Genomic DNA, 17,905 nt, shown 5'->3' with positions numbered 1-17,905 from the left:
CCGGATGCAACGAAAAAGGGATGCCTCCGTGAGAGCGGTTTCAACCGCGATGCAGCGGGCAGGGCATTTCGCGAATGAGTTCGCTCCCACGGTAACGCCCCAGGGCATCCCGCACACAAACACCGGGTTGCACCCGACCTACAGGCTCACCCATGCAATGCAGGGGCGACTTCAGTCGCCAAGCAGGCCGCAGGGCTGCCACTGCCGGACGCCTCCAGCAGCACCGCCTGGTGGATGAGAAGAGCGCCATCCACCCTACACAGCCCGACGCAAAGAAGCCGACGAACCCGGCCATGTCGCCCCCGACCCACAGCCGAAAAAAAGGACGCCGAAGCGTCCTTTTTCCATCCCGCACCGAGGGCTCAGGCGATGCTCAGCCCACCACGCGGGGCGCGCACCAGACGCAGGGCGGCGATGACGATGGCGAACACGCCGAGGCTGGCGCTGTAGAGGACCAGGGCCGGCAAGGCGAAGAGCATGGCGGCCACACCCAGGCCCCAACCGGCGCGGCCGGGCACGAAGAAGGCGATCAGCGACAGCACCAGGGCGCTCCAGGCGATGACGCGGAAATGGATCAGCAGGCCGAGGCCGGCGCGCAGTTCGCACTCCCAGCGCTGGGCGTTCTCGGCGCACAGGCCGACCCACTGGCCGTCCTCCATGAGTGCGTAGCGCAGGCCATAGCTGGCCGCCAGCCAGAGCGACAGGACCACCAGCAGGATGATCAGGGGCAGACGGCGTGACATGGTTCTCTCCGAAGAATTGAAAGCGGCGCCAAGGATAAACGCACGCTCGCCTTATGCAAGACAAAGTCTGTAAACAGCGCTAACAAGACATCTGGACCCGCCGTTGCGCCGGGTGCATGCTGTCCGGCGCCACGGGTGAAGGCATTTCGCCTTCCCTCGCGGCACTTTGGCGAGCCCGCACTTGTCATAGCATCGGTATCCCCTCAGCCCGACATCCTGCAAAGGGACTTGAACCTCATGCTCCGTTTCCGCCTCGCTGCCTTCCTGGGCAGCCTGCTACTGAGTGCCCCGCTGTGGGCGGCCGATATAGATGCCGCCGGCTATGGCTTCCCGCTGACCAACCCGTTCGAAGCCACCATCGCCACCACCCCGCCGGAGCTGCGCCCGGACCTGCCCGCCGATGACGACATCGACCAGGCCGACTACGACCTCAAGCTGCGCCCCGAGCGCGAGTTCAAGCTGCCGGACAACTTCTGGCCGGTGAAGACCCTGCGCTACCGCCTGGCCCGGCAGGATCACCCCGCCCCGCTGATCTTCATCATCGCCGGCACCGGTGCGCACTACTCCAGCACCCTCACCGAGTACCTGAAGCGGCTGTTCTATGGCGCCGGCTTCCACGTGGTGCAGCTGTCCTCGCCCACCAGCTACGACTTCATGGCCGCCGCCTCGCGCTTCGCCACGCCGGGCCTCTCCAACGAGGACGCCGACGATCTCTACCGGGTGATGCAGGCCGTGCGCGCCCAGCATCCGAAGCTGCCGGTCACCGAGTACCACCTCACCGGCTACAGCCTTGGCGCCCTCAACGCCGCCTTCGTCAGCAAGCTCGACGAGACGCGCCGCAGCTTCAACTTCAAGCGCGTGCTGCTGCTCAACCCGCCGGTGAACCTGTACACCTCCATCAGCAACCTCGACCGCCTGGTACAGACCCGGGTCAAGGGCATCGACAACAACACCACCTTCTACCAGGTGGTGCTGGGCAAGCTGACCCGCTACTTCCAGCAGCGCGGCTACGTCGACCTCAACGACGCCCTGCTCTACGACTTCCAGCAATCCAAGCAGAAGCTCTCGGACGAGCAGATGGCGATGCTGATCGGCACCTCCTTCCGTTTCTCCTCCTCGGACATCGCCTTCACCTCGGACCTGATCAACCGCCGCGGCCTGATCACCCCGGTGAAGCTGCCGATCACCGAGGGCACCAGCCTCACGCCCTTCTTCAAGCGCGCATTGCAGTGCGACTTCGACTGCTACATCACCGAGCAGCTGATCCCCTTCTGGCGCGCCCGCTTCGATGGCGGCAGCCTGACCCAGCTGATCAACCAGGTGAGCCTGTACGCGCTGGAGGACTACCTGAAGCAGAGCCGGAAGATCGCCGTCATGCACAACGCCGACGACGTCATCCTCGGCCCCGGCGACCTGGGCTTCCTGCGCCGCACCTTCGGCGACCGCCTGACCGTCTACCCCCTGGGCGGCCACTGCGGCAACCTCAACTACCGCGTCAACAGCGACGCCATGCTGGAGTTCTTCCGTGGCTAAGCACGCCCTCCTCCTCGCCCTGCTGCTGGCCAGCGCCCCCCTTCTCGCCGATGAGCGCCAGGAGCCGGACGGCTTCACCGAGCCGCTCCAGCGGCTGCAGTTCAACCCCGGGCTCGACCAGCGCGAATTCGAGCGCTCCACCTTCGATGCCCTGGAGGTGTACGACCCGCTGGAGTCCTGGAACCGGCGCGTGTACCACTTCAACTACCGCTTCGACCAATGGGTGTTCCTGCCCGTGGTGCGCGGCTACACCTACGTCACCCCCGGCTTCGTGCGCAGCGGCGTGAGCAACTTCTTCAGCAACCTCGGGGACGTGCCCAACCTGCTCAACAGCCTGTTGCAGTTCAAGGGCCAGCGTTCGATGGAGGTCACCGGCCGCCTGCTGCTCAACACCACCCTCGGCGTGGCCGGGCTCTGGGACCCGGCCACGATGATGGGCCTGCCCAAGCAGAGCGAGGACTTCGGCCAGACCCTGGGCTTCTACGGCCTCGGTGCCGGGCCCTACCTGATGCTGCCGATCCTCGGCCCCTCCAACCTGCGCGACACCGGCGGCCTGGTGGTGGACTTCGTGGCAGACAACCAGATCAACTTCCTCAACGTGCCCGAGGTCAGCCGCGACCACCCGGAGATCAGCCTGCTGCGGGCGGTGGACAAGCGCTACACCACGAGCTTCCGCTACGGCCAGCTCAACTCACCCTTCGAGTACGAGAAGATCCGCTACGTCTATACCGAGTCGCGCAAGCTGCAGATCGCCGAGTGACAGTGGCGCTGCAGGCCGGGTGAAGCCGGCCTGCAGCGGCTAAAACCCATCCAGAGATTCGATCAGAAACACGCAAAATCACGCACCATTCATCCGATTCCTTGGATTAGCATCGCCTCATCCATTTCCAAGGAGGCCCCATGAGCACCTACCGCCAGATCATCGAACAACGCCCCGGCCAGCCCGCTTCCGATGGCGCCGGGGTCAACCTGATCCGCGTCTTCGCCGAACAGGGCATCCCGCGCTTCGACCCCTTCCTGATGCTCGACGAATTCGGCTCGGCCAACCCGGACGACTACGTCGCGGGCTTCCCGCCCCACCCCCACCGCGGCTTCGAGACCATCACCTACATGATCGAGGGGCGCATGCGCCACGAGGATCACCTGGGCAACGTCGGCCTGCTGGAGAACGGCGGCGTGCAGTGGATGACCGCCGCGCGCGGCATCATCCACAGCGAGATGCCGGAGCAGGAGGAAGGCGTGATGCGCGGCTTCCAGATCTGGCTCAACCTGCCGGGCAAGGACAAGCTGGGTGACCCGGGCTACCGGGACTTCGCCCCGAAGGAGATCCCGCGCCTGCGCACCGCAGGCGGCGTCGATGCCCTGGTGATCGCCGGGCGCTTCGACGACGGCGATGTGCTGCAGGACGGCGCCGTGCAACGCCCGCACACCGATCCCCAACTCTTCGACCTGCAACTGCAGGCCGGCGGACGCGTGGCCCCGCGCCTGGCGGATGGCTTGCGGGTGATGCTCTACGTCTACGAGGGCGAGGTGCACGTCAACGGCAACCCGGTCACCAGGGGTCGCCTGGTGCGCCTGTCCGAGCGGGGTGCAGTGGAACTGGCCAGCGCCGGGGGCGCCCGGGTGCTGCTGCTCGCCGGCCGCCCGCTGGGGGAACCCATCGTGCAGTACGGCCCCTTCGTGATGAACACCCGCGAGGAGATCGAGCAGGCCCTGCGCGATTACCGCGATGGCCGTCTGGCGAGCTAGTAGATCCCCTCCACCGGAGACGCCGACATGGCTCCCAGGCCGAGGAACGCCTGCAGTTCGGCCTTTTGCGCCATGGCGTCCTGGTAGCCCAGTTCGATCAGCTCGTTGCAATAGCCGGGCTCGAACAGCAGGTAGCTGATCACCCCGGCGCCGCTGGCCTTGGTCGCCCCGGGCCCACGCAGGAAGGTGCGGATCGCCCGTGGCATTTCCCTCCGATGGCGCGCGGCGATGGTGTCCAGCGGCTGGCTCGGCGAGATCACCAGCACCTCCACCGGCTTCAGGCCGAGGTTGCGCGGGCGCAGACCGGCAGGAATCGCCTCGCTCAACTGGTTGATGCGCTCGAGCAGTTCGATGTCGCTTTCCAGGTTGTCGATGAAGGTGCTGTTGAGCATGTGCCCGCCGATCTGCGCCAGGCTCGGCGGATTGCCGGTGTTGGCACGGACCACGCCATCGTTGACGTTGCCCACCCGTGGGTTGCCGCTCACCCCCACCACCAGGATGCGATTGGCCCCCAGGTGCAATGCCGGGCTGATGGGCGCCGACTGGCGCACGGCACCGTCGCCGAAGTATTCGCGGTTGATCCGTACCGGCGGAAACATCAATGGGATGGCAGCGCTGGCCAGCAGGTGGTCCAGGCCCAGGCGGGTCGGCACGCCGACACGGCGGTGGCGGAACCAGGGGTCGATGGTGGCGCGCCCCTGGTAGAAGGTCACCGCCTGGCCGGACTCGTAGCCGAAGGCCGTCACCGCTACCGCCCGCAGCTGACGCAGGCGCACGGCGGCGGCGATGCCGGTGAAGTCCAGCTCACGCTCCAGCAGGCCGCGCAGGGGGGTGTTGTCCAGCAGTGCCACCGGTGCGTGGCGGTTCATCCCCAACAGGCTGTGACCGAGGAAGCGCGCACTCTGGCGCAGTACACCGGGCCAGTCGCTGCGGTACACCTGGTGGGTGTGGAAGCCCTGCCAGACGGCGGTGAGGCGACGGATCGCCTCGCTGAAATGCAGGGCACCGCAGGCCAGGCCCACGGCGTTGATGGCGCCGGCGGAGGTGCCGACTATCACCGGGAAGGGGTTGTGCATGGCATCGGGCAGCAGGTCGGCGATGGCCGCCAGCACGCCCACCTGGTAGGCCGCTCGCGCACCGCCGCCCGAGAGGATGAGACCGGTCACGGGCTTGGCTGCGGCGAGTTCACTCATGGAGGGCTTCCGAGGTTTTTTCGCGAGTATAGGGCCCGCGTGCAGGCGGCGCTGGTCAGTAGAGCTTCGGCTCGCCTTCCGGCCGGGTCTTGAAGCGGCGATGGGCCCAGAGGTACTGCTCGGGCAGGCGGCTCACCGCCTGCTCGATCCACTGGTTGATGCGCAGGCAATCGGCTTCCTCGCTCTCGCCGGGGAAATCGGCCAGCGGCGGGTGGATCACCAGGCGGTAGCCGGAGCCGTCGGCCAGGCGCTCCTGGGTGAAGGGCAGCACGCGCGCGCGACCCAGGCGGGCGAACTTGGTGGTGGCGGTGACGGTGGCGGCGGTGATGCCGAACAGCGGCACGAACAGGCTCTGCTTGCGGCCGTAGTCCTGGTCCGGCGCATACCAGATGGCACGGCCGGCTCGCAGCACCTTGAGCATGGCACGCACGTCCTCGCGCTCGATGGCCGTGGCGTCGAGGTTGTGGCGCTCACGCCCCTGGCGCTGGACGAAGTCGAACAACGGGTTCTTGTGCTCGCGGTACATGCCGTCGATGGTGTGCACCTGGCCGAGCAGCGCGGCGCCGATCTCCAGGGTGGTGAAGTGCAGCGCCATGAGGATCACGCCCTGGCCTTCCGCCTGGGCCTGGCGCAAGTGCTCAAGGCCTTCTATATGGGCGAGCTTGCGCAAGCGCGCGGCCGGCCACCACCAGCTCATGGCCATCTCGAAGAAGGCGATGCCGGTGGAGGCGAAGTTCTCCCTGAGCAGGCGCTCGCGCTCGGCAATGGACAACGCGGGGAAACACAGCTCCAGGTTGCGCCGGACGATGTGTCGACGCGAACCGGCGACCCGCTGCATCAGTGCGCCCAGGACCCGACCCAGTCGCAACAGGACGGGGTACGGCAGCTGGACGATCAGCCACAGCACCGCCAGGCCCAGCCACAGGGGCCAGAAGCGCGGGTGGAGGAAGGCAGCGCGGAAGCGGGGACGTTGCATCGGTGGGTCCGTAGGGCTGTGTGGGCAAAAGCCCGCATTCTACAGAATTAGCCGTCGGCCGGCGCCCATCCCGGGCCGCGCTTCTTGCGACGGCCCGGCGATCTCGCTATAAGTCCTGCCCACCTGACCCTGCAGAACGACCATGAGCCAAGCTGACCTCCTCGACCAAGATCCCGTGTTCCAGCTCAAGGGCAGCATGCTCGCCATCACCGTGATGGAACTGGCGCACAACGACCTCGAACGCCTCGACCGGCAACTGGCCGAAAAGGTCGCCCAGGCCCCCAACTTCTTCCAGAACACCCCGCTGGTGATGGCCCTGGACAAGCTGCCGGCCAGTGAAGGCCAGCTGGACCTGGTCGCCCTCCTCGACGTCTGCCGCCGGCACGGCCTGCGCACCCTGGCCATTCGCGCCAACCGCGACCAGGACATCGCCGCCGCCAACGCCCTCGACATCCCCGTGCTGCCGCCCTCAGGCGCCCGCGAACGGGTCATCGACCCGGTGGAGCCGGGCGCGAAGAAGGTCGAGAAGGCCCCGGAAAAACCCGCCGAGCCCGTGAGCCGACCGACCAAGGTGGTGACCACCCCGGTGCGCGGCGGCCAGCAGATCTACGCCCCCGGCGGCGACCTGGTGGTGGTCGCCCCCGTGAGCCCCGGCGCGGAACTTCTCGCCGACGGCAACATCCATGTGTACGGTCCCATGCGCGGCAGGGCGCTGGCCGGCATCAAGGGCGACACCAAGGCCCGGATTTTCTGCCAGCAACTGGCCGCCGAACTGGTCTCGGTGGCCGGCCAGTACAAGGTCGCCGAAGACCTCCGCCGCGAGCCGCTCTGGGGGCATTCGGTGCAGGTCAGCCTGTCGGGAGACGTGTTGAACATCACCCGTCTTTAACGGATACTGCCGCGAATTTTCAGGGACCTGAACGGGAGCCAGGACGGCCGATCAAAGGCCTGCAAGTTCCCGATTTTCTTATTATTTGGGGTGAATCACCTTGGCCAAGATCCTCGTTGTCACGTCCGGCAAGGGTGGCGTGGGCAAAACCACCACCAGCGCCGCCATCGGCACCGGCCTCGCTCTGCGCGGGCACAAAACCGTCATCGTCGACTTCGACGTCGGCCTGCGTAATCTCGACCTCATCATGGGCTGCGAACGCCGCGTGGTGTACGACTTCGTCAACGTCATCAACGGCGAAGCGACCCTGACCCAGGCACTGATCAAGGACAAGCGCCTCGAGAACCTCTACGTCCTGGCCGCCAGCCAGACCCGCGACAAGGACGCGCTGACCCTCGAAGGCGTCGGCAAGGTCATCGAAGAACTGGCGCAGAACTTCGAATACGTCGTCTGCGACTCCCCCGCCGGCATCGAGAAAGGTGCCCACCTGGCCATGTACTACGCCGATGAGGCGATCGTCGTGACCAACCCGGAAGTCTCCTCGGTACGCGACTCCGACCGCATGCTCGGCCTGCTGGCCAGCAAGTCGCGCCGCGCCGAGAAGGGCGAGGACCCGATCAAGGAGCGCTTGCTGCTCACCCGCTACAACCCGGAGCGCGTCACCAAGGGCGAAATGCTCGGTGTCGAGGACGTCGAGGAAATTCTCGCCATCCACCTGCTCGGTGTCATCCCGGAATCCCAGGCGGTGCTCAAGGCATCCAACCAGGGGGTTCCGGTCATCCTCGACGAGCAGAGCGACGCCGGCCAGGCGTACAGTGATGCTGTCGATCGCCTGCTCGGCAAGGAACTGCCCCACCGGTTCCTCGACGTTCAGAAGAAAGGACTCTTGCAACGCCTTTTTGGAGGCCGTGAATGAATATTCTTGACTTCTTTCGCGAGCGGAAGAAGCAGAACAGCGCTTCGATCGCTAAAGAACGACTCCAGATCATCGTCGCCCACGAGCGCGGCCAGCGCAGCCAGCCGGACTACCTCCCGGCCCTGCAGAAGGAACTGGTCGAGGTGATCCGCAAGTACGTCAACATCGACCAGGACCAGGTCCAGGTCATGCTCGAGGACCAGGGCAACTGCTCCATCCTCGAGTTGAACATCACCCTGCCCGATCGCTGATCGGGTTGCGGTGCCAGACGGCGGCCTCGGCCGCCGTCGTCATTTCCGGAACAGACCCATGCCCCTCTCGCAGATCCAGATACTCCACCAGGACCCGGCCTTCCTGGTCATCAACAAGCCGACCCTGCTGCTTTCCGTGCCGGGCCGCGCCGATGACAACAAGGACTGCCTGATCACCCGCCTGCAGGAGAACGGCTACCCGGAAGCCCTCATCGTCCACCGCCTGGACTGGGAGACCTCGGGCATCATCCTCCTGGCCCGCGACCCCGACAGCCACCGCGAGCTGTCCCGCCAGTTCCACGACCGCGAGACCGAGAAGGCCTACACCGCACTCTGCTGGGGCCAGCCCGAACAGGACAGCGGCCGTATCGAACTGCCCCTGCGCTACGACCCGCCGACCAAGCCGCGCCATGTCGTCGACCACGAGCAGGGCCGCCACGCCCTGACCTTCTGGCGCGTGCTGGAGCGTTGCGGCAACCACTGCCGCGTCGAGCTGACCCCCATCACCGGCCGCTCCCACCAGTTGCGCGTGCACATGCTCTCCATCGGCCACCCATTGCTGGGCGACCGCCTCTACGCCCATGAAGACGCGCTGGCGGCCCACGAACGCCTGTGCCTGCACGCCAGCATGCTCGCCTTCAGCCACCCGGTGACCGGCGAGCGCCTGCGCTTCGAATGCCCGGCGCCGTTCTGAGACGATGACCGACAGCCTCTACTACGAGCGCACCCAGGGCGCCCCGCCCTGGCCGGCGTTGCTGATGGCCATCCAAGCCCTCGGCCGCCCGGCTACACGCGGCATCGACCTGGGCTGCGGCGCGGGTCGCGACACCCTGGAAATGCTTCGCCGTGGCTGGAACGTGCTGGCCATCGACCGCGCCCCCGAAGCCATCGAGCGCCTGCTCGGCCAGGTGTCGCCCGAGCAACTGCCCCGCCTGCAGCCGCTCTGCGCCCGTTTCGAGGACTGCGAGCTGCCGCCCGCCGACATCGTCAACAGCGCCTTCGCCCTGCCCTTCTGCAACCCCGATGCCTTCCCCGCCCTGTGGCAGCGCATCGATGGCGCCCTCGCAGGCGGCGGCCTCTTCTGCGGCAACCTCTTTGGCGAACGAGACGACTGGGCCGGCCCCGACCTGACCATCCTCGGCGAAGACGAGGTACGCGGCCTGTTCAACGGCTGGGAGCTGCTGCACTTCGAGGTGATCGACCGCGAAGGCTCCACGGCCCGGGGACGCACCAAGCGCTGGCACCTGTTCTCGGTGGTCGCACGGCACCCCTGAAGCCTGGCCCGGCCGACACTATGGCCGCCTTAGTGAAAATTCACCGCCCTGCGCCTCCTAATCATCGAGCCCGATGCGATAAACTCCGGCCCACTGCCGCCTGGAGTCCGTTATGCGCGAAGAGTTGAACCAGGGCCTGATCGATTTCCTCAAGGCCTCCCCCACCCCCTTCCATGCCGCCCGCAGCCTGGCCCAGCGCCTGGAAGCCGCGGGCTATGTGCACCTCGACGAGCGCGACGCCTGGCGCGCCGAGGCCGGTGGGCGCTACTACGTGACCCGCAACGATTCCTCGCTGATCGCCATCAAGCTGGGCAGGCGCCCGATGCTCGACGGCGGCCTGCGCCTGGTCGGAGCCCACACCGACAGCCCCTGCCTGCGCGTGAAACCCAACCCCGAACTGCATCGCCAGGGCTTCTGGCAGCTGGGCGTCGAAGTCTATGGCGGAGCCCTGCTGGCCCCCTGGTTCGACCGCGACCTCTCGCTCGCGGGCCGCGTCACCTACCGCGCCGCCGGCAAGGTGGAAAGCCAGTTGGTGGACTTCCAGGTGCCCATCGCCGTGATCCCCAACCTGGCCATCCACCTCAACCGCGAGGCCAACCAGGGCTGGGCGATCAACCCGCAGACCGAGCTGCCGCCGATCCTGGCCCAGCTGGCCACCGGCGAGACCCGCGAATTCCGCGACCTGCTGGCCGAACAACTGACGCTGGAACACGGCGTCAACGCGGATGCGGTGCTGGACTACGAACTGAGCTTCTACGACACCCAGAGCGCCGCCGTGATCGGCCTCGGCGGCGATTTCATCGCCGGGGCGCGCCTGGACAACCTGCTTTCCTGCTACGCCGGCCTGCAGGCCCTGCTGGCCGCCGAGGGCGACGAGAGCTGCGTGCTGGTGTGCACCGACCACGAGGAAGTGGGCTCCTGCTCCGCCTGTGGCGCCGACGGCCCCTTCCTGGAGCAGGTGCTGCGCCGCCTGATGCCCGAAGGCGATGCGTTCGCCCGGACCATCCAGCGGTCCTTGCTGGTTTCCGCCGACAACGCCCACGGCGTGCACCCCAACTACGCCGACAAGCACGACGGCAACCACGGGCCCAAGCTCAACGCCGGTCCGGTGATCAAGATCAACAGCAACCAGCGCTACGCCACCAACAGCGAAACCGCCGGCTTCTTCCGCCACCTGTGCCTGGAAAACGAAGTGCCGGTGCAAAGCTTCGTCACCCGCAGCGACATGGGTTGCGGCTCCACCATCGGCCCGATCACCGCCAGCCAGCTGGGCGTGCGCACCGTGGACATCGGCCTGCCGACCTTCGCCATGCACTCCATCCGCGAACTGGCCGGCAGCCATGACCTCGCCCACCTGGTGAAGGTGCTGGCCGCCTTCTACTCCAGCCACGACCTGCCTTGAACGGAGACAGCCGCATGCTCAGCCATATCCGCAACAGCCTCGAGGAAGCCCGGTCGGCGCTGGACAGCTTCATCGCCGACGAGCACGCCCTGCGCAACATCGAGCGCGCGGCGGAACTGCTGGTGGAAAGCTTCGAGAACAAGGGCAAGGCATTCTCCTGCGGCAATGGCGGCTCCATGTGCGACGCCATGCACTTCGCCGAGGAGCTGACCGGGCGCTACCGCAAGAACCGCCCGGGCATCGCCGCCATCTCCATCAGCGACGCCAGCCATATCAGCTGCGTGGCCAACGACTTCGGCTACGACCACATCTTCTCGCGCTACATCGAGTCCCACGGCCGTGAAGGCGACGTGCTGCTGGCCTTCAGCACCAGCGGCAAGAGCCCCAACGTGATCAAGGCCGCCGAGGCCGCCAAGGCGCTGGGGGTGAAGGTCATCGCCCTCACCGGCAAGCCCGGCTCGCTGCTCGAAGGCCTCGCCGACGTGTGCATCTGCGCCCCCGGCGGCGATTTCGCCGACCGCGTGCAGGAGCTGCACATCAAGGTGGTGCACATCCTCATCGAGCTGGTGGAACGCAAGCTCGCGCCTGAAAATTACGTCTAGAAGCAGCGGCAAGCGACAAGCTTCAAGCGGCAAGAACGATCGTGCAGGGGCGAATTCATTCGCCCAGCAAACCCGCCCTCCCCTCCGGTTCCCGGGCTGAAGCCCGGGCTACCCTGCTGCAACCTCCCCTTCGCTCCACCACTTGCAGCTTGAAACTTGCCGCTTGCAGCTGCCCTTATTCCGGCACCTCGACACTGACGTGAATCGCATCGTGCCGCCAGAACTCCAGGTCGCAGTCGATCAACCGTCCGTGCTGGTCGCGGTTGACGCGGGTGATGCGCAGCGCCGGGCTGCCGGGGGCGACCTTCAGGGTCGAGGCGGCCTCCGGGTGCAGCGCCGTCGGCACCATGTCGAAGCGCACGCGGCCGTAGCGGATGCCGTACTCGCTGCCATAGAGGTCGGTCAATGAGCGGGTCAGGTCGAATTCGAGGATGCCTGGGAAGTACTGCGGGTTGAGGTAGTGCTCGACGTAGAGCACCAGGCGCCCGTCGATGCGCCGTGCGCGGCGGATCTGGTAGACGCTCGACAGTGCCGGCAGCTCCAGCAGCTCGCAGATCTCCACGGTGGCCGGCATCAGCCGCGCGCTCAGCACTTCGGTGGCCGGCACCCGCCCCTGTTCGCCGACCATGGCGTGGAAGTGGCTGCGGATCAGCGGGTTGTAGGCCACCCGCGGCGGCGAGACGAACCAGCCACGACGCTCCTCGCGGTAGATCAGCCCCTGCGCCTCCAACTGGCCGAGCGCCTCGCGCAGGGTGATGCGGGTGGTGTCGAACAGCTCGCTCAACTTGCGTTCGGCCGGCAGCTTGCCACCCAGGGGCAGCAGGCCGTGCTCGATCTGCTCCTGCAGTGCGCGGCAGATGGCGGTAACGGTACGGGGCGCCTCATCGCGCATCGAAAGACTCCAATCTGGAATAGACCAGCACCATAAAAGTGCGACGCTGGCGGTGGTGTGACCATGCTATGCAGCCTAGATGACTGTCCCGTGACAGCACGCGTGACTTGCATGCCGCATGCCAGCGCCCCCTTGTGACGCCCGCCGCATAGGACCTCCGGCCATGGTCTACGCTTGCTGTCGCCACAAGAACGGGGCCCGCGGCATCGCGCGGTGCAATCAAACCGTCATCTAGGGCCTTTAGATTGGCCTGGTTGTTGCTGATCTAGACCAATACCCCACCCTGCTAAGGAGCTTCATATGAAACGCCTGCTGCTGGCTTCACTGATTGGAACCACCCTGGCCCTGAGCACCCAGGCCATGGCGGATGACGCTGCGCTCAAGACCCTCGAAGAGGCCGCCCGCAAGGAAGGCGCGGTGAACAGCGTGGGCATGCCCGACAGCTGGGCGAACTGGAAAGACACCTGGGTCGACCTGGAGAAGAAGTACGGCCTCAAGCACATGGACACCGACATGAGCTCGGCGCAGGAAATCGCCAAGTTCGCGGCCGAGAAGGACAACGCCACCGCCGACATCGGCGACGTCGGCGCAGCCTTCGGCCCCATCGCCACCCAGCAGGGCGTCACCCAGCCTTACAAGCCGAGCACCTGGGAGCAGGTCCCCGAATGGGCCAAGGACAAGGATGGCCACTGGGCCCTCGCCTACACCGGCTCCATCGCCTTCATCATCAACAAGCAGCTGGTGAAGGAGCCGCCGAAATCCTGGGCCGACCTGGAGAAAGGCAAGTACAAGGTCGCCATCGGTGACGTCAGCGCCGCCGCCCAGGCGGTCAACGGCGTCCTCGCTGCCGCCATCGCCAAGGGCGGTGACGAGAAGAACATCCAGCCGGGCCTGGACCTCTTCGCCAAGATCGCCGAGCAGGGCCGCCTGTCCCTGTCCAACCCGACCATCCAGACCCTGGAGAAGGGTGAAGTGGAAGTCGGCATCGTCTGGGACTTCAACGGCCTGTCCTACCGCGACCAGATCGACCCCAGCCGCTTCGAGGTGCTGATCCCCTCCGACGGTTCGGTGATCTCCGGCTACACCACCATCATCAACAAGTACGCCAAGCACCCGAACGCCGCCAAGCTGGCCCGCGAGTACATCTTCAGCGATGCCGGCCAGATCAACCTGGCCAAGGGCAACGCCCGTCCGATCCGCGCCGAGCACCTGACCCTGCCGGCCGAGGTGCAGGCCAAGCTGCTGCCCAACGAGCAGTACGCCAAGGTCAAGCCGATCAAGGACGCCAAGGCCTGGGAAGAAACCTCCAAGGCACTGCCGGGCCTGTGGCAGGAAAACGTCATCATCAACATGGAATAACGAGCGACAACCGGGCGCCGGCCTCTGCCGGCGCCTCGTCGCTTCCGGGGCCCGCCCATGAACCGAAAAGCCATACTGGTCCTGCTCGACGGCCTCGGCCATAGCGTCGCCCGTCACGCGATGGGCCACCTGCACGCTTACTGCGCCGCCGGCCGGGCCGCCTACTACCGGCTCGAATGCGAGCTGCCCGCGCTGTCCCGCCCGCTCTACGAATGCATTCTCACCGGGGTGGCGCCCATCGACAGCGGCATCGTGCACAACGACGTCGCGCGCCTGTCCAACCAGCGCAGCGTCTTCCACTACGCCCGCGCTGCCGGCCGCAGCACTGCCGCCGCCGCGTACCACTGGGTCAGCGAGCTGTACAACCGCAGCCCCTTCGACCCCGCCCGCGACCGCCACACCGAAGCACCCGAGCTGCCCATCCAGCACGGCCACTTCTACTGGGCGGACCACTACCCGGACGCACACCTGTTCGCCGATGCCGAGAGCCTGCGCCTGCGCCACGCGCCGGACCTGCTGCTGGTGCACCCGATGAACATCGACGACGCCGGCCACAAGCACGGCCTCGACACCCCGCAATACCGCAATGCCGCGCGCATGGCCGACGTGATCCTCGCCGAATACCTGCAACGCTGGCTCGACGCCGGCTACCAGGTGCTGGTGACCGCCGACCACGGCATGAACACCGACCGCTCCCACAACGGCCTGCTGCCGGAGGAGCGCGAGGTGCCGCTGTTCGTCCTCGGTGACGCCTTCAGCCTCGATACCGGCGCGCAACCGAAACAGACCGAGCTCTGCGGCACCCTCTGCGAACTGCTCGGCGTGCCCCACGACAAACCCTTCTGCCGGGAGCTGTTGAAGTGAATTCAGCCCACCGCGGCAAATGGCTGGCCCTGCTGTGCCTGCTGCCATTCGCCCTCTTCTTCGTCGCCTTCCAGATCGCCCCGCTGGCGTGGGTGGCGATCAACAGCCTGAACAGCCCCGAAGGCTGGGGCCTGGGCAACTACGCCAAGGTGTTCGCCTCGAAGTTCTATCTGCAGGCGATCAAGCACAGCCTGCAGATCGCCTTCTGGTCGAGCCTGATCGGCATCCTCATCGCCATCCTCGGCAGCTACTCGCTGCGCCAGGTGGACAGCCGCCTGCGCGACTTCGTCATGGCCTTCTCCAACATGACCAGCAACTTCGCCGGCGTGCCCCTGGCCTTCGCCTTCGTCATCCTGCTGGGCTTCAACGGCGCGCTGACCCTGCTGCTCAAGCAGAGCGGGCTGATCGAGGACTTCAACCTCTACTCCAAGACCGGCCTGATCGTGCTCTACACCTACTTCCAGATCCCCCTCGGCGTGCTGCTGCTCTACCCCGCCTTCGACGCCCTGCGCGAGGACTGGCGCGAATCCGCCTCGCTGCTCGGTGCCAGCACCTGGGACTTCTGGCGGCACATCGGCCTGCCGGTGCTGACCCCGGCACTGCTGGGCACCTTCATCATCCTGCTGGCCAACGCCCTGGGTGCCTACGCCACCGTCTACGCCCTGACCACCGGCAACTTCAACGTGCTGCCGATCCGCATCGCCGCCATGGTCGCCGGCGACATCGCGCTCAACCCCAACCTCGCCAGCGCCCTGGCCATGGTGCTGGTGGGCCTGATGGCGCTGATCACCATCGTCCACCAGTGGCTGCTGAAGAGGAGCTACCATGTCGCGCGCTGAAGCCCCTGCCGCCAGCCTCTACCACCGCATCGTGGTCTGGCTGCTGTTCCTGATCCTGCTGCTGCCGCTGGCCGGCACCCTGCTCTACTCGCTGTCCACCAGCTGGTCGGCGACCATCCTTCCCGACGGCCTGACCCTCAAGTGGTACCTGGCGCTGTGGAGCGACGCCCGCTTCCTCACCGCCTTCGGCCAGTCGCTGCTGGTGTGCTTCGGCGCCCTGGCGCTGTCGGTGGTGCTGATCCTGCCGCTGCTGTTCGTGGTGCACTACCACTTTCCCAAGCTGGACGCGCTGATGAATATCCTCATCCTGCTGCCCTTCGCGGTGCCGCCGGTGGTGTCCTCGGTGGGCCTGCTGCAGCTCTATGGCTCGGGCCCGCTGGCCATGGTCGGCACGCCGTGGATCCTGATCGGCTGCTACTTCACCGTGGCGCTGCCGTTCATGTACCGGGCCATCACCAACAACCTCCAGGCGATCAACCTGCGCGACCTGATGGACGCCGCCCACCTGCTGGGCGCCAGCACCTGGAAGGCCGCGCTGCTGGTGGTGCTGCCCAACCTGCGCAAGGGCCTGATGGTCTCGCTGTTCCTGTCGTTCTCCTTCCTGTTCGGCGAGTTCGTCTTCGCCAACCTGCTGGTGGGCACGCGCTACGAGACCCTGCAGGTCTACCTGAACAACATGAAGAACAGCAGCGGCCACTTCAACAGCGCCCTGGTGATCTCCTACTTCTTCTTCGTGCTGCTGTTCACCTGGGCAGCCAACCGCCTGAACAAGGACAAGACATGAGCTTCCTGAGCATCCGGGGCCTGCACAAGCATTACGGCTCGACACCCATCTTCAGCGACATCGACTGTGAGATCGGCCAGGGCGAGTTCGTCACCCTGCTCGGCCCTTCCGGCTGCGGCAAGTCCACCCTGCTGCGCTGCATCGCCGGCCTCACCGAGGTCAACGGCGGGCAGATCCTCCTCGACGGCCAGGACCTGGTGCCGCTGGCGCCGCAGAAGCGCGGCATCGGCATGGTGTTCCAGAGCTATGCGCTGTTCCCCAACATGACCGCCGCGCAGAACGTCGCCTTCGGCCTGCGCATGCAGAAGACCAGCAAGGAAGACAGCGCCCGCCGCGTGCAGGAAGCCCTGGCCATGGTCGAGCTGGACACGTACGCCGACCGCTACCCGCACCAGCTCTCCGGTGGCCAGTGCCAGCGCGTGGCCCTGGCCCGCTCCCTGGTCACCCGCCCGCGCCTGCTGCTGCTCGACGAGCCGCTCTCGGCCCTCGACGCACGCATCCGCAAGCACCTGCGCGAGCAGATCCGCAGCATCCAGCAGGAGCTGGGGCTGACCACTATCTTCGTCACCCACGACCAGGAGGAGGCGCTGACCCTGTCCGACCGCATCTTCCTGATGAACGCCGGGCGCATCGTCCAGAGCGGCGACGCCGAGACCCTCTACACCGCCCCGGTGGACGCCTTCGCCGCCGGTTTCATCGGCAACTACAACCTGCTGGAGGCCGAAGACGCGACGCGCCTGCTGGCACGCCCGATAGCCAGCCGTGTCGCCATCCGCCCGGAAGCCATCTCGCTGAGCCGCGACGGCGCCATCGAGGCTGAGGTGCGCAGCCACAGCCTGCTGGGCAACGTCATCCGCTACCGCGTGGAAGCACGGGGCGTGGAGCTGGTGGTGGATGTGCTCAACCGCAGCGCCGACGACCTGCATGGCACGGGCCAGCGCATCGGCCTTGCCATCGATGACAGCGCGATCCGGGAGGTGGCGTGATGACCCTGGCGATATTCGATCTCGACGACACCCTGATCGACGGCGACTGCGCCAGCCTGTGGAGCGAGCACATGGCCGCCATCGGCTGGGTGGACGGCGAATCCTTCGTCAGGAAGGACCACGAGCTCATGGCCCTCTATGCCGAGGGCAAGCTGGCGATGGAGGACTACATGGCCTTCAGCCTGTCGCCCCTGGTGGGTCGCACGCCCGAGGAGGTGGCCTTCGTCGTCGAGCCCTTCGTCGAGGACGTGATCGAGCCGATCTTCCACAGCGACGCCACCCGCTGCCTGGCCAGCCACCGCGAGGCCGGCGACCGCATCCTGGTGATCTCCGCCTCGGCGCATTTCCTCGTCAGCGCCATCGCCGCACGGCTGAAGATCGACGAAGTGCTGGCCATCGACCTGGAAGAGCAACACGGCCACTACAGCGGCAACACCCGTGGCGTGCTCACCTACCGCGAAGGCAAGGTCACCCGCCTGCACGAGTGGCTGGCGGCCGAGGGCGAAAGCCTCGACGGCGCCTATTTCTACTCCGACTCACGCAACGACTTGCCGCTGCTCAAACTGGTCAGCAACCCCCGCGTGGTCAACCCCGACCCGGCCCTGCGCGAACACGCCGAACAGGCCGGCTGGCCGATCCTCGAATGGCGCTGA

At 66.6% G+C, this 17,905-nt stretch carries 20 protein-coding genes; 16 read left to right on the top strand and 4 right to left on the bottom strand.

The window, feature by feature from the left end; all coding sequences use genetic code 11:
• Nucleotides 1-362 precede the first annotated feature (362 nt).
• Nucleotides 363-743, bottom strand: a complete 381-nt coding sequence (locus DMX10_RS07320; protein ID WP_111260477.1) for a hypothetical protein — start codon at nt 741-743, stop codon at nt 363-365.
• 237 nt (nt 744-980) lie between these two features.
• Here DMX10_RS07320 and DMX10_RS07315 point away from each other — a divergent pair, with 237 nt between their 5' ends.
• The 3 genes from DMX10_RS07315 to DMX10_RS07305 all read left to right on the top strand — a co-directional run bounded on the left by DMX10_RS07315 (nt 981) and on the right by DMX10_RS07305 (nt 4,025).
• On the top strand, nt 981-2,276 hold the full coding sequence (locus tag DMX10_RS07315) for a serine/threonine protein kinase (RefSeq protein ID WP_111260476.1): 1,296 nt from the start codon (nt 981-983) through the stop codon (nt 2,274-2,276).
• Nucleotides 2,269-3,036 carry a VacJ family lipoprotein gene (locus DMX10_RS07310; protein WP_111260475.1) on the top strand — a complete coding sequence of 256 codons (768 nt, stop codon included), beginning with the start codon at nt 2,269-2,271 and terminating at the stop codon, nt 3,034-3,036. Before DMX10_RS07315 ends, DMX10_RS07310 begins: the two co-directional genes overlap by 8 nt.
• A 140-nt stretch (nt 3,037-3,176) precedes the next feature.
• Nucleotides 3,177-4,025, top strand: coding sequence for a pirin family protein (locus DMX10_RS07305; protein WP_111260474.1), 849 nt, complete (start codon nt 3,177-3,179; stop codon nt 4,023-4,025).
• Here DMX10_RS07305 and DMX10_RS07300 read toward each other — a convergent pair.
• The gene (locus DMX10_RS07300; RefSeq protein WP_111260473.1) at nt 4,022-5,218 is read right to left on the bottom strand and encodes a patatin-like phospholipase family protein; all 1,197 of its coding nucleotides are present in this window, start codon (nt 5,216-5,218) and stop codon (nt 4,022-4,024) included. The genes DMX10_RS07305 and DMX10_RS07300 overlap by 4 nt on opposite strands.
• A gap of 55 nt (nt 5,219-5,273) precedes the next feature.
• A complete protein-coding gene (locus tag DMX10_RS07295) occupies nt 5,274-6,194 on the bottom strand; it encodes a lipid A biosynthesis lauroyl acyltransferase (RefSeq protein ID WP_111260472.1) in 921 nt (306 codons plus the stop codon).
• Between the two features lie 142 nt (nt 6,195-6,336).
• Between DMX10_RS07295 and minC the strand changes: the two genes are divergently transcribed.
• From minC to lpcA, 7 genes are all read left to right on the top strand, one after another.
• The gene (gene minC / locus DMX10_RS07290) at nt 6,337-7,083 is read left to right on the top strand and encodes a septum site-determining protein MinC (protein WP_111260471.1); all 747 of its coding nucleotides are present in this window, start codon (nt 6,337-6,339) and stop codon (nt 7,081-7,083) included.
• A 100-nt stretch (nt 7,084-7,183) separates the two neighbouring features.
• A complete protein-coding gene (minD, locus tag DMX10_RS07285) occupies nt 7,184-7,999 on the top strand; it encodes a septum site-determining protein MinD (RefSeq protein WP_111260470.1) in 816 nt (271 codons plus the stop codon).
• Complete coding sequence (minE, locus tag DMX10_RS07280) at nt 7,996-8,250, top strand: cell division topological specificity factor MinE (protein ID WP_069559735.1); 255 nt, start codon at nt 7,996-7,998, stop codon at nt 8,248-8,250. The genes minD and minE overlap by 4 nt, the downstream gene beginning before the upstream one ends.
• Nucleotides 8,251-8,308: 58 nt before the next feature.
• Nucleotides 8,309-8,944: an RluA family pseudouridine synthase gene (locus tag DMX10_RS07275; protein ID WP_111260469.1), complete on the top strand. Its 636-nt coding sequence runs from the start codon at nt 8,309-8,311 to the stop codon at nt 8,942-8,944.
• 4 nt (nt 8,945-8,948) lie between these two features.
• On the top strand, nt 8,949-9,524 hold the full coding sequence (locus DMX10_RS07270) for a trans-aconitate 2-methyltransferase (RefSeq protein ID WP_111260468.1): 576 nt from the start codon (nt 8,949-8,951) through the stop codon (nt 9,522-9,524).
• 112 nt (nt 9,525-9,636) lie between these two features.
• Complete coding sequence (locus tag DMX10_RS07265) at nt 9,637-10,926, top strand: M18 family aminopeptidase (RefSeq protein WP_111260467.1); 1,290 nt, start codon at nt 9,637-9,639, stop codon at nt 10,924-10,926.
• 14 nt (nt 10,927-10,940) lie between these two features.
• Entirely contained in the window at nt 10,941-11,528 is a 588-nt protein-coding gene (gene lpcA / locus DMX10_RS07260; RefSeq protein WP_111260466.1) for a D-sedoheptulose 7-phosphate isomerase, read from the top strand.
• Nucleotides 11,529-11,703: 175 nt separating this feature from the next.
• Here lpcA and DMX10_RS07255 read toward each other — a convergent pair whose 3' ends face one another.
• The gene (locus DMX10_RS07255) at nt 11,704-12,420 is read right to left on the bottom strand and encodes a UTRA domain-containing protein (protein WP_111260465.1); all 717 of its coding nucleotides are present in this window, start codon (nt 12,418-12,420) and stop codon (nt 11,704-11,706) included.
• Nucleotides 12,421-12,720: 300 nt separating this feature from the next.
• Here DMX10_RS07255 and DMX10_RS07250 point away from each other — a divergent pair, with 300 nt between their 5' ends.
• The 6 genes from DMX10_RS07250 to DMX10_RS07225 are packed head-to-tail and all read left to right on the top strand — an operon-like array spanning nt 12,721 to nt 17,905.
• Entirely contained in the window at nt 12,721-13,779 is a 1,059-nt protein-coding gene (locus tag DMX10_RS07250) for an ABC transporter substrate-binding protein (RefSeq protein ID WP_111260464.1), read from the top strand.
• Between the two features lie 57 nt (nt 13,780-13,836).
• Nucleotides 13,837-14,643, top strand: a complete 807-nt coding sequence (locus tag DMX10_RS07245; protein ID WP_111260463.1) for an alkaline phosphatase family protein — start codon at nt 13,837-13,839, stop codon at nt 14,641-14,643.
• The gene (locus DMX10_RS07240) at nt 14,640-15,482 is read left to right on the top strand and encodes an ABC transporter permease subunit (RefSeq protein WP_111260462.1); all 843 of its coding nucleotides are present in this window, start codon (nt 14,640-14,642) and stop codon (nt 15,480-15,482) included. The genes DMX10_RS07245 and DMX10_RS07240 overlap by 4 nt, the downstream gene beginning before the upstream one ends.
• Entirely contained in the window at nt 15,469-16,266 is a 798-nt protein-coding gene (locus DMX10_RS07235; RefSeq protein WP_111260461.1) for an ABC transporter permease, read from the top strand. The genes DMX10_RS07240 and DMX10_RS07235 overlap by 14 nt, the downstream gene beginning before the upstream one ends.
• Nucleotides 16,263-17,252: an ABC transporter ATP-binding protein gene (locus DMX10_RS07230; protein WP_111260460.1), complete on the top strand. Its 990-nt coding sequence runs from the start codon at nt 16,263-16,265 to the stop codon at nt 17,250-17,252. Before DMX10_RS07235 ends, DMX10_RS07230 begins: the two co-directional genes overlap by 4 nt.
• Nucleotides 17,252-17,905, top strand: a complete 654-nt coding sequence (locus tag DMX10_RS07225) for an HAD family phosphatase (protein WP_111260459.1) — start codon at nt 17,252-17,254, stop codon at nt 17,903-17,905. Before DMX10_RS07230 ends, DMX10_RS07225 begins: the two co-directional genes overlap by 1 nt.

It is taken from the genome of Pseudomonas sp. 57B-090624, assembly GCF_003234055.1.
GTDB classification, from domain to species: domain Bacteria; phylum Pseudomonadota; class Gammaproteobacteria; order Pseudomonadales; family Pseudomonadaceae; genus Metapseudomonas; species Metapseudomonas tohonis.
Note: the sequence above shows the minus strand (reverse complement) of the source record. Positions and strands in the feature narration are given on the sequence as shown.

Excerpts from the sequence above, each read along its gene's own strand:
- DMX10_RS07315 (WP_111260476.1), top strand. The coding sequence starts at position 981 with ATGCTCCGTTTCCGCCTCGCTGCCTTCCTGGGCAGCCTGCTACTGAGT.
- DMX10_RS07265 (WP_111260467.1), top strand. The coding sequence starts at position 9,637 with ATGCGCGAAGAGTTGAACCAGGGCCTGATCGATTTCCTCAAGGCCTCC.
- DMX10_RS07255 (WP_111260465.1), bottom strand. The coding sequence starts at position 12,420 with ATGCGCGATGAGGCGCCCCGTACCGTTACCGCCATCTGCCGCGCACTG.
- DMX10_RS07300 (WP_111260473.1), bottom strand. The coding sequence starts at position 5,218 with ATGAGTGAACTCGCCGCAGCCAAGCCCGTGACCGGTCTCATCCTCTCG.
- DMX10_RS07275 (WP_111260469.1), top strand. The coding sequence starts at position 8,309 with ATGCCCCTCTCGCAGATCCAGATACTCCACCAGGACCCGGCCTTCCTG.
- DMX10_RS07230 (WP_111260460.1), top strand. The coding sequence starts at position 16,263 with ATGAGCTTCCTGAGCATCCGGGGCCTGCACAAGCATTACGGCTCGACA.
- DMX10_RS07235 (WP_111260461.1), top strand. The coding sequence starts at position 15,469 with ATGTCGCGCGCTGAAGCCCCTGCCGCCAGCCTCTACCACCGCATCGTG.
- DMX10_RS07305 (WP_111260474.1), top strand. The coding sequence starts at position 3,177 with ATGAGCACCTACCGCCAGATCATCGAACAACGCCCCGGCCAGCCCGCT.
- DMX10_RS07250 (WP_111260464.1), top strand. The coding sequence starts at position 12,721 with ATGAAACGCCTGCTGCTGGCTTCACTGATTGGAACCACCCTGGCCCTG.
- DMX10_RS07270 (WP_111260468.1), top strand. The coding sequence starts at position 8,949 with ATGACCGACAGCCTCTACTACGAGCGCACCCAGGGCGCCCCGCCCTGG.
- DMX10_RS07320 (WP_111260477.1), bottom strand. The coding sequence starts at position 743 with ATGTCACGCCGTCTGCCCCTGATCATCCTGCTGGTGGTCCTGTCGCTC.
- minC (WP_111260471.1), top strand. The coding sequence starts at position 6,337 with ATGAGCCAAGCTGACCTCCTCGACCAAGATCCCGTGTTCCAGCTCAAG.
- DMX10_RS07225 (WP_111260459.1), top strand. The coding sequence starts at position 17,252 with ATGACCCTGGCGATATTCGATCTCGACGACACCCTGATCGACGGCGAC.
- DMX10_RS07245 (WP_111260463.1), top strand. The coding sequence starts at position 13,837 with ATGAACCGAAAAGCCATACTGGTCCTGCTCGACGGCCTCGGCCATAGC.
- DMX10_RS07295 (WP_111260472.1), bottom strand. The coding sequence starts at position 6,194 with ATGCAACGTCCCCGCTTCCGCGCTGCCTTCCTCCACCCGCGCTTCTGG.
- lpcA (WP_111260466.1), top strand. The coding sequence starts at position 10,941 with ATGCTCAGCCATATCCGCAACAGCCTCGAGGAAGCCCGGTCGGCGCTG.
- minE (WP_069559735.1), top strand. The coding sequence starts at position 7,996 with ATGAATATTCTTGACTTCTTTCGCGAGCGGAAGAAGCAGAACAGCGCT.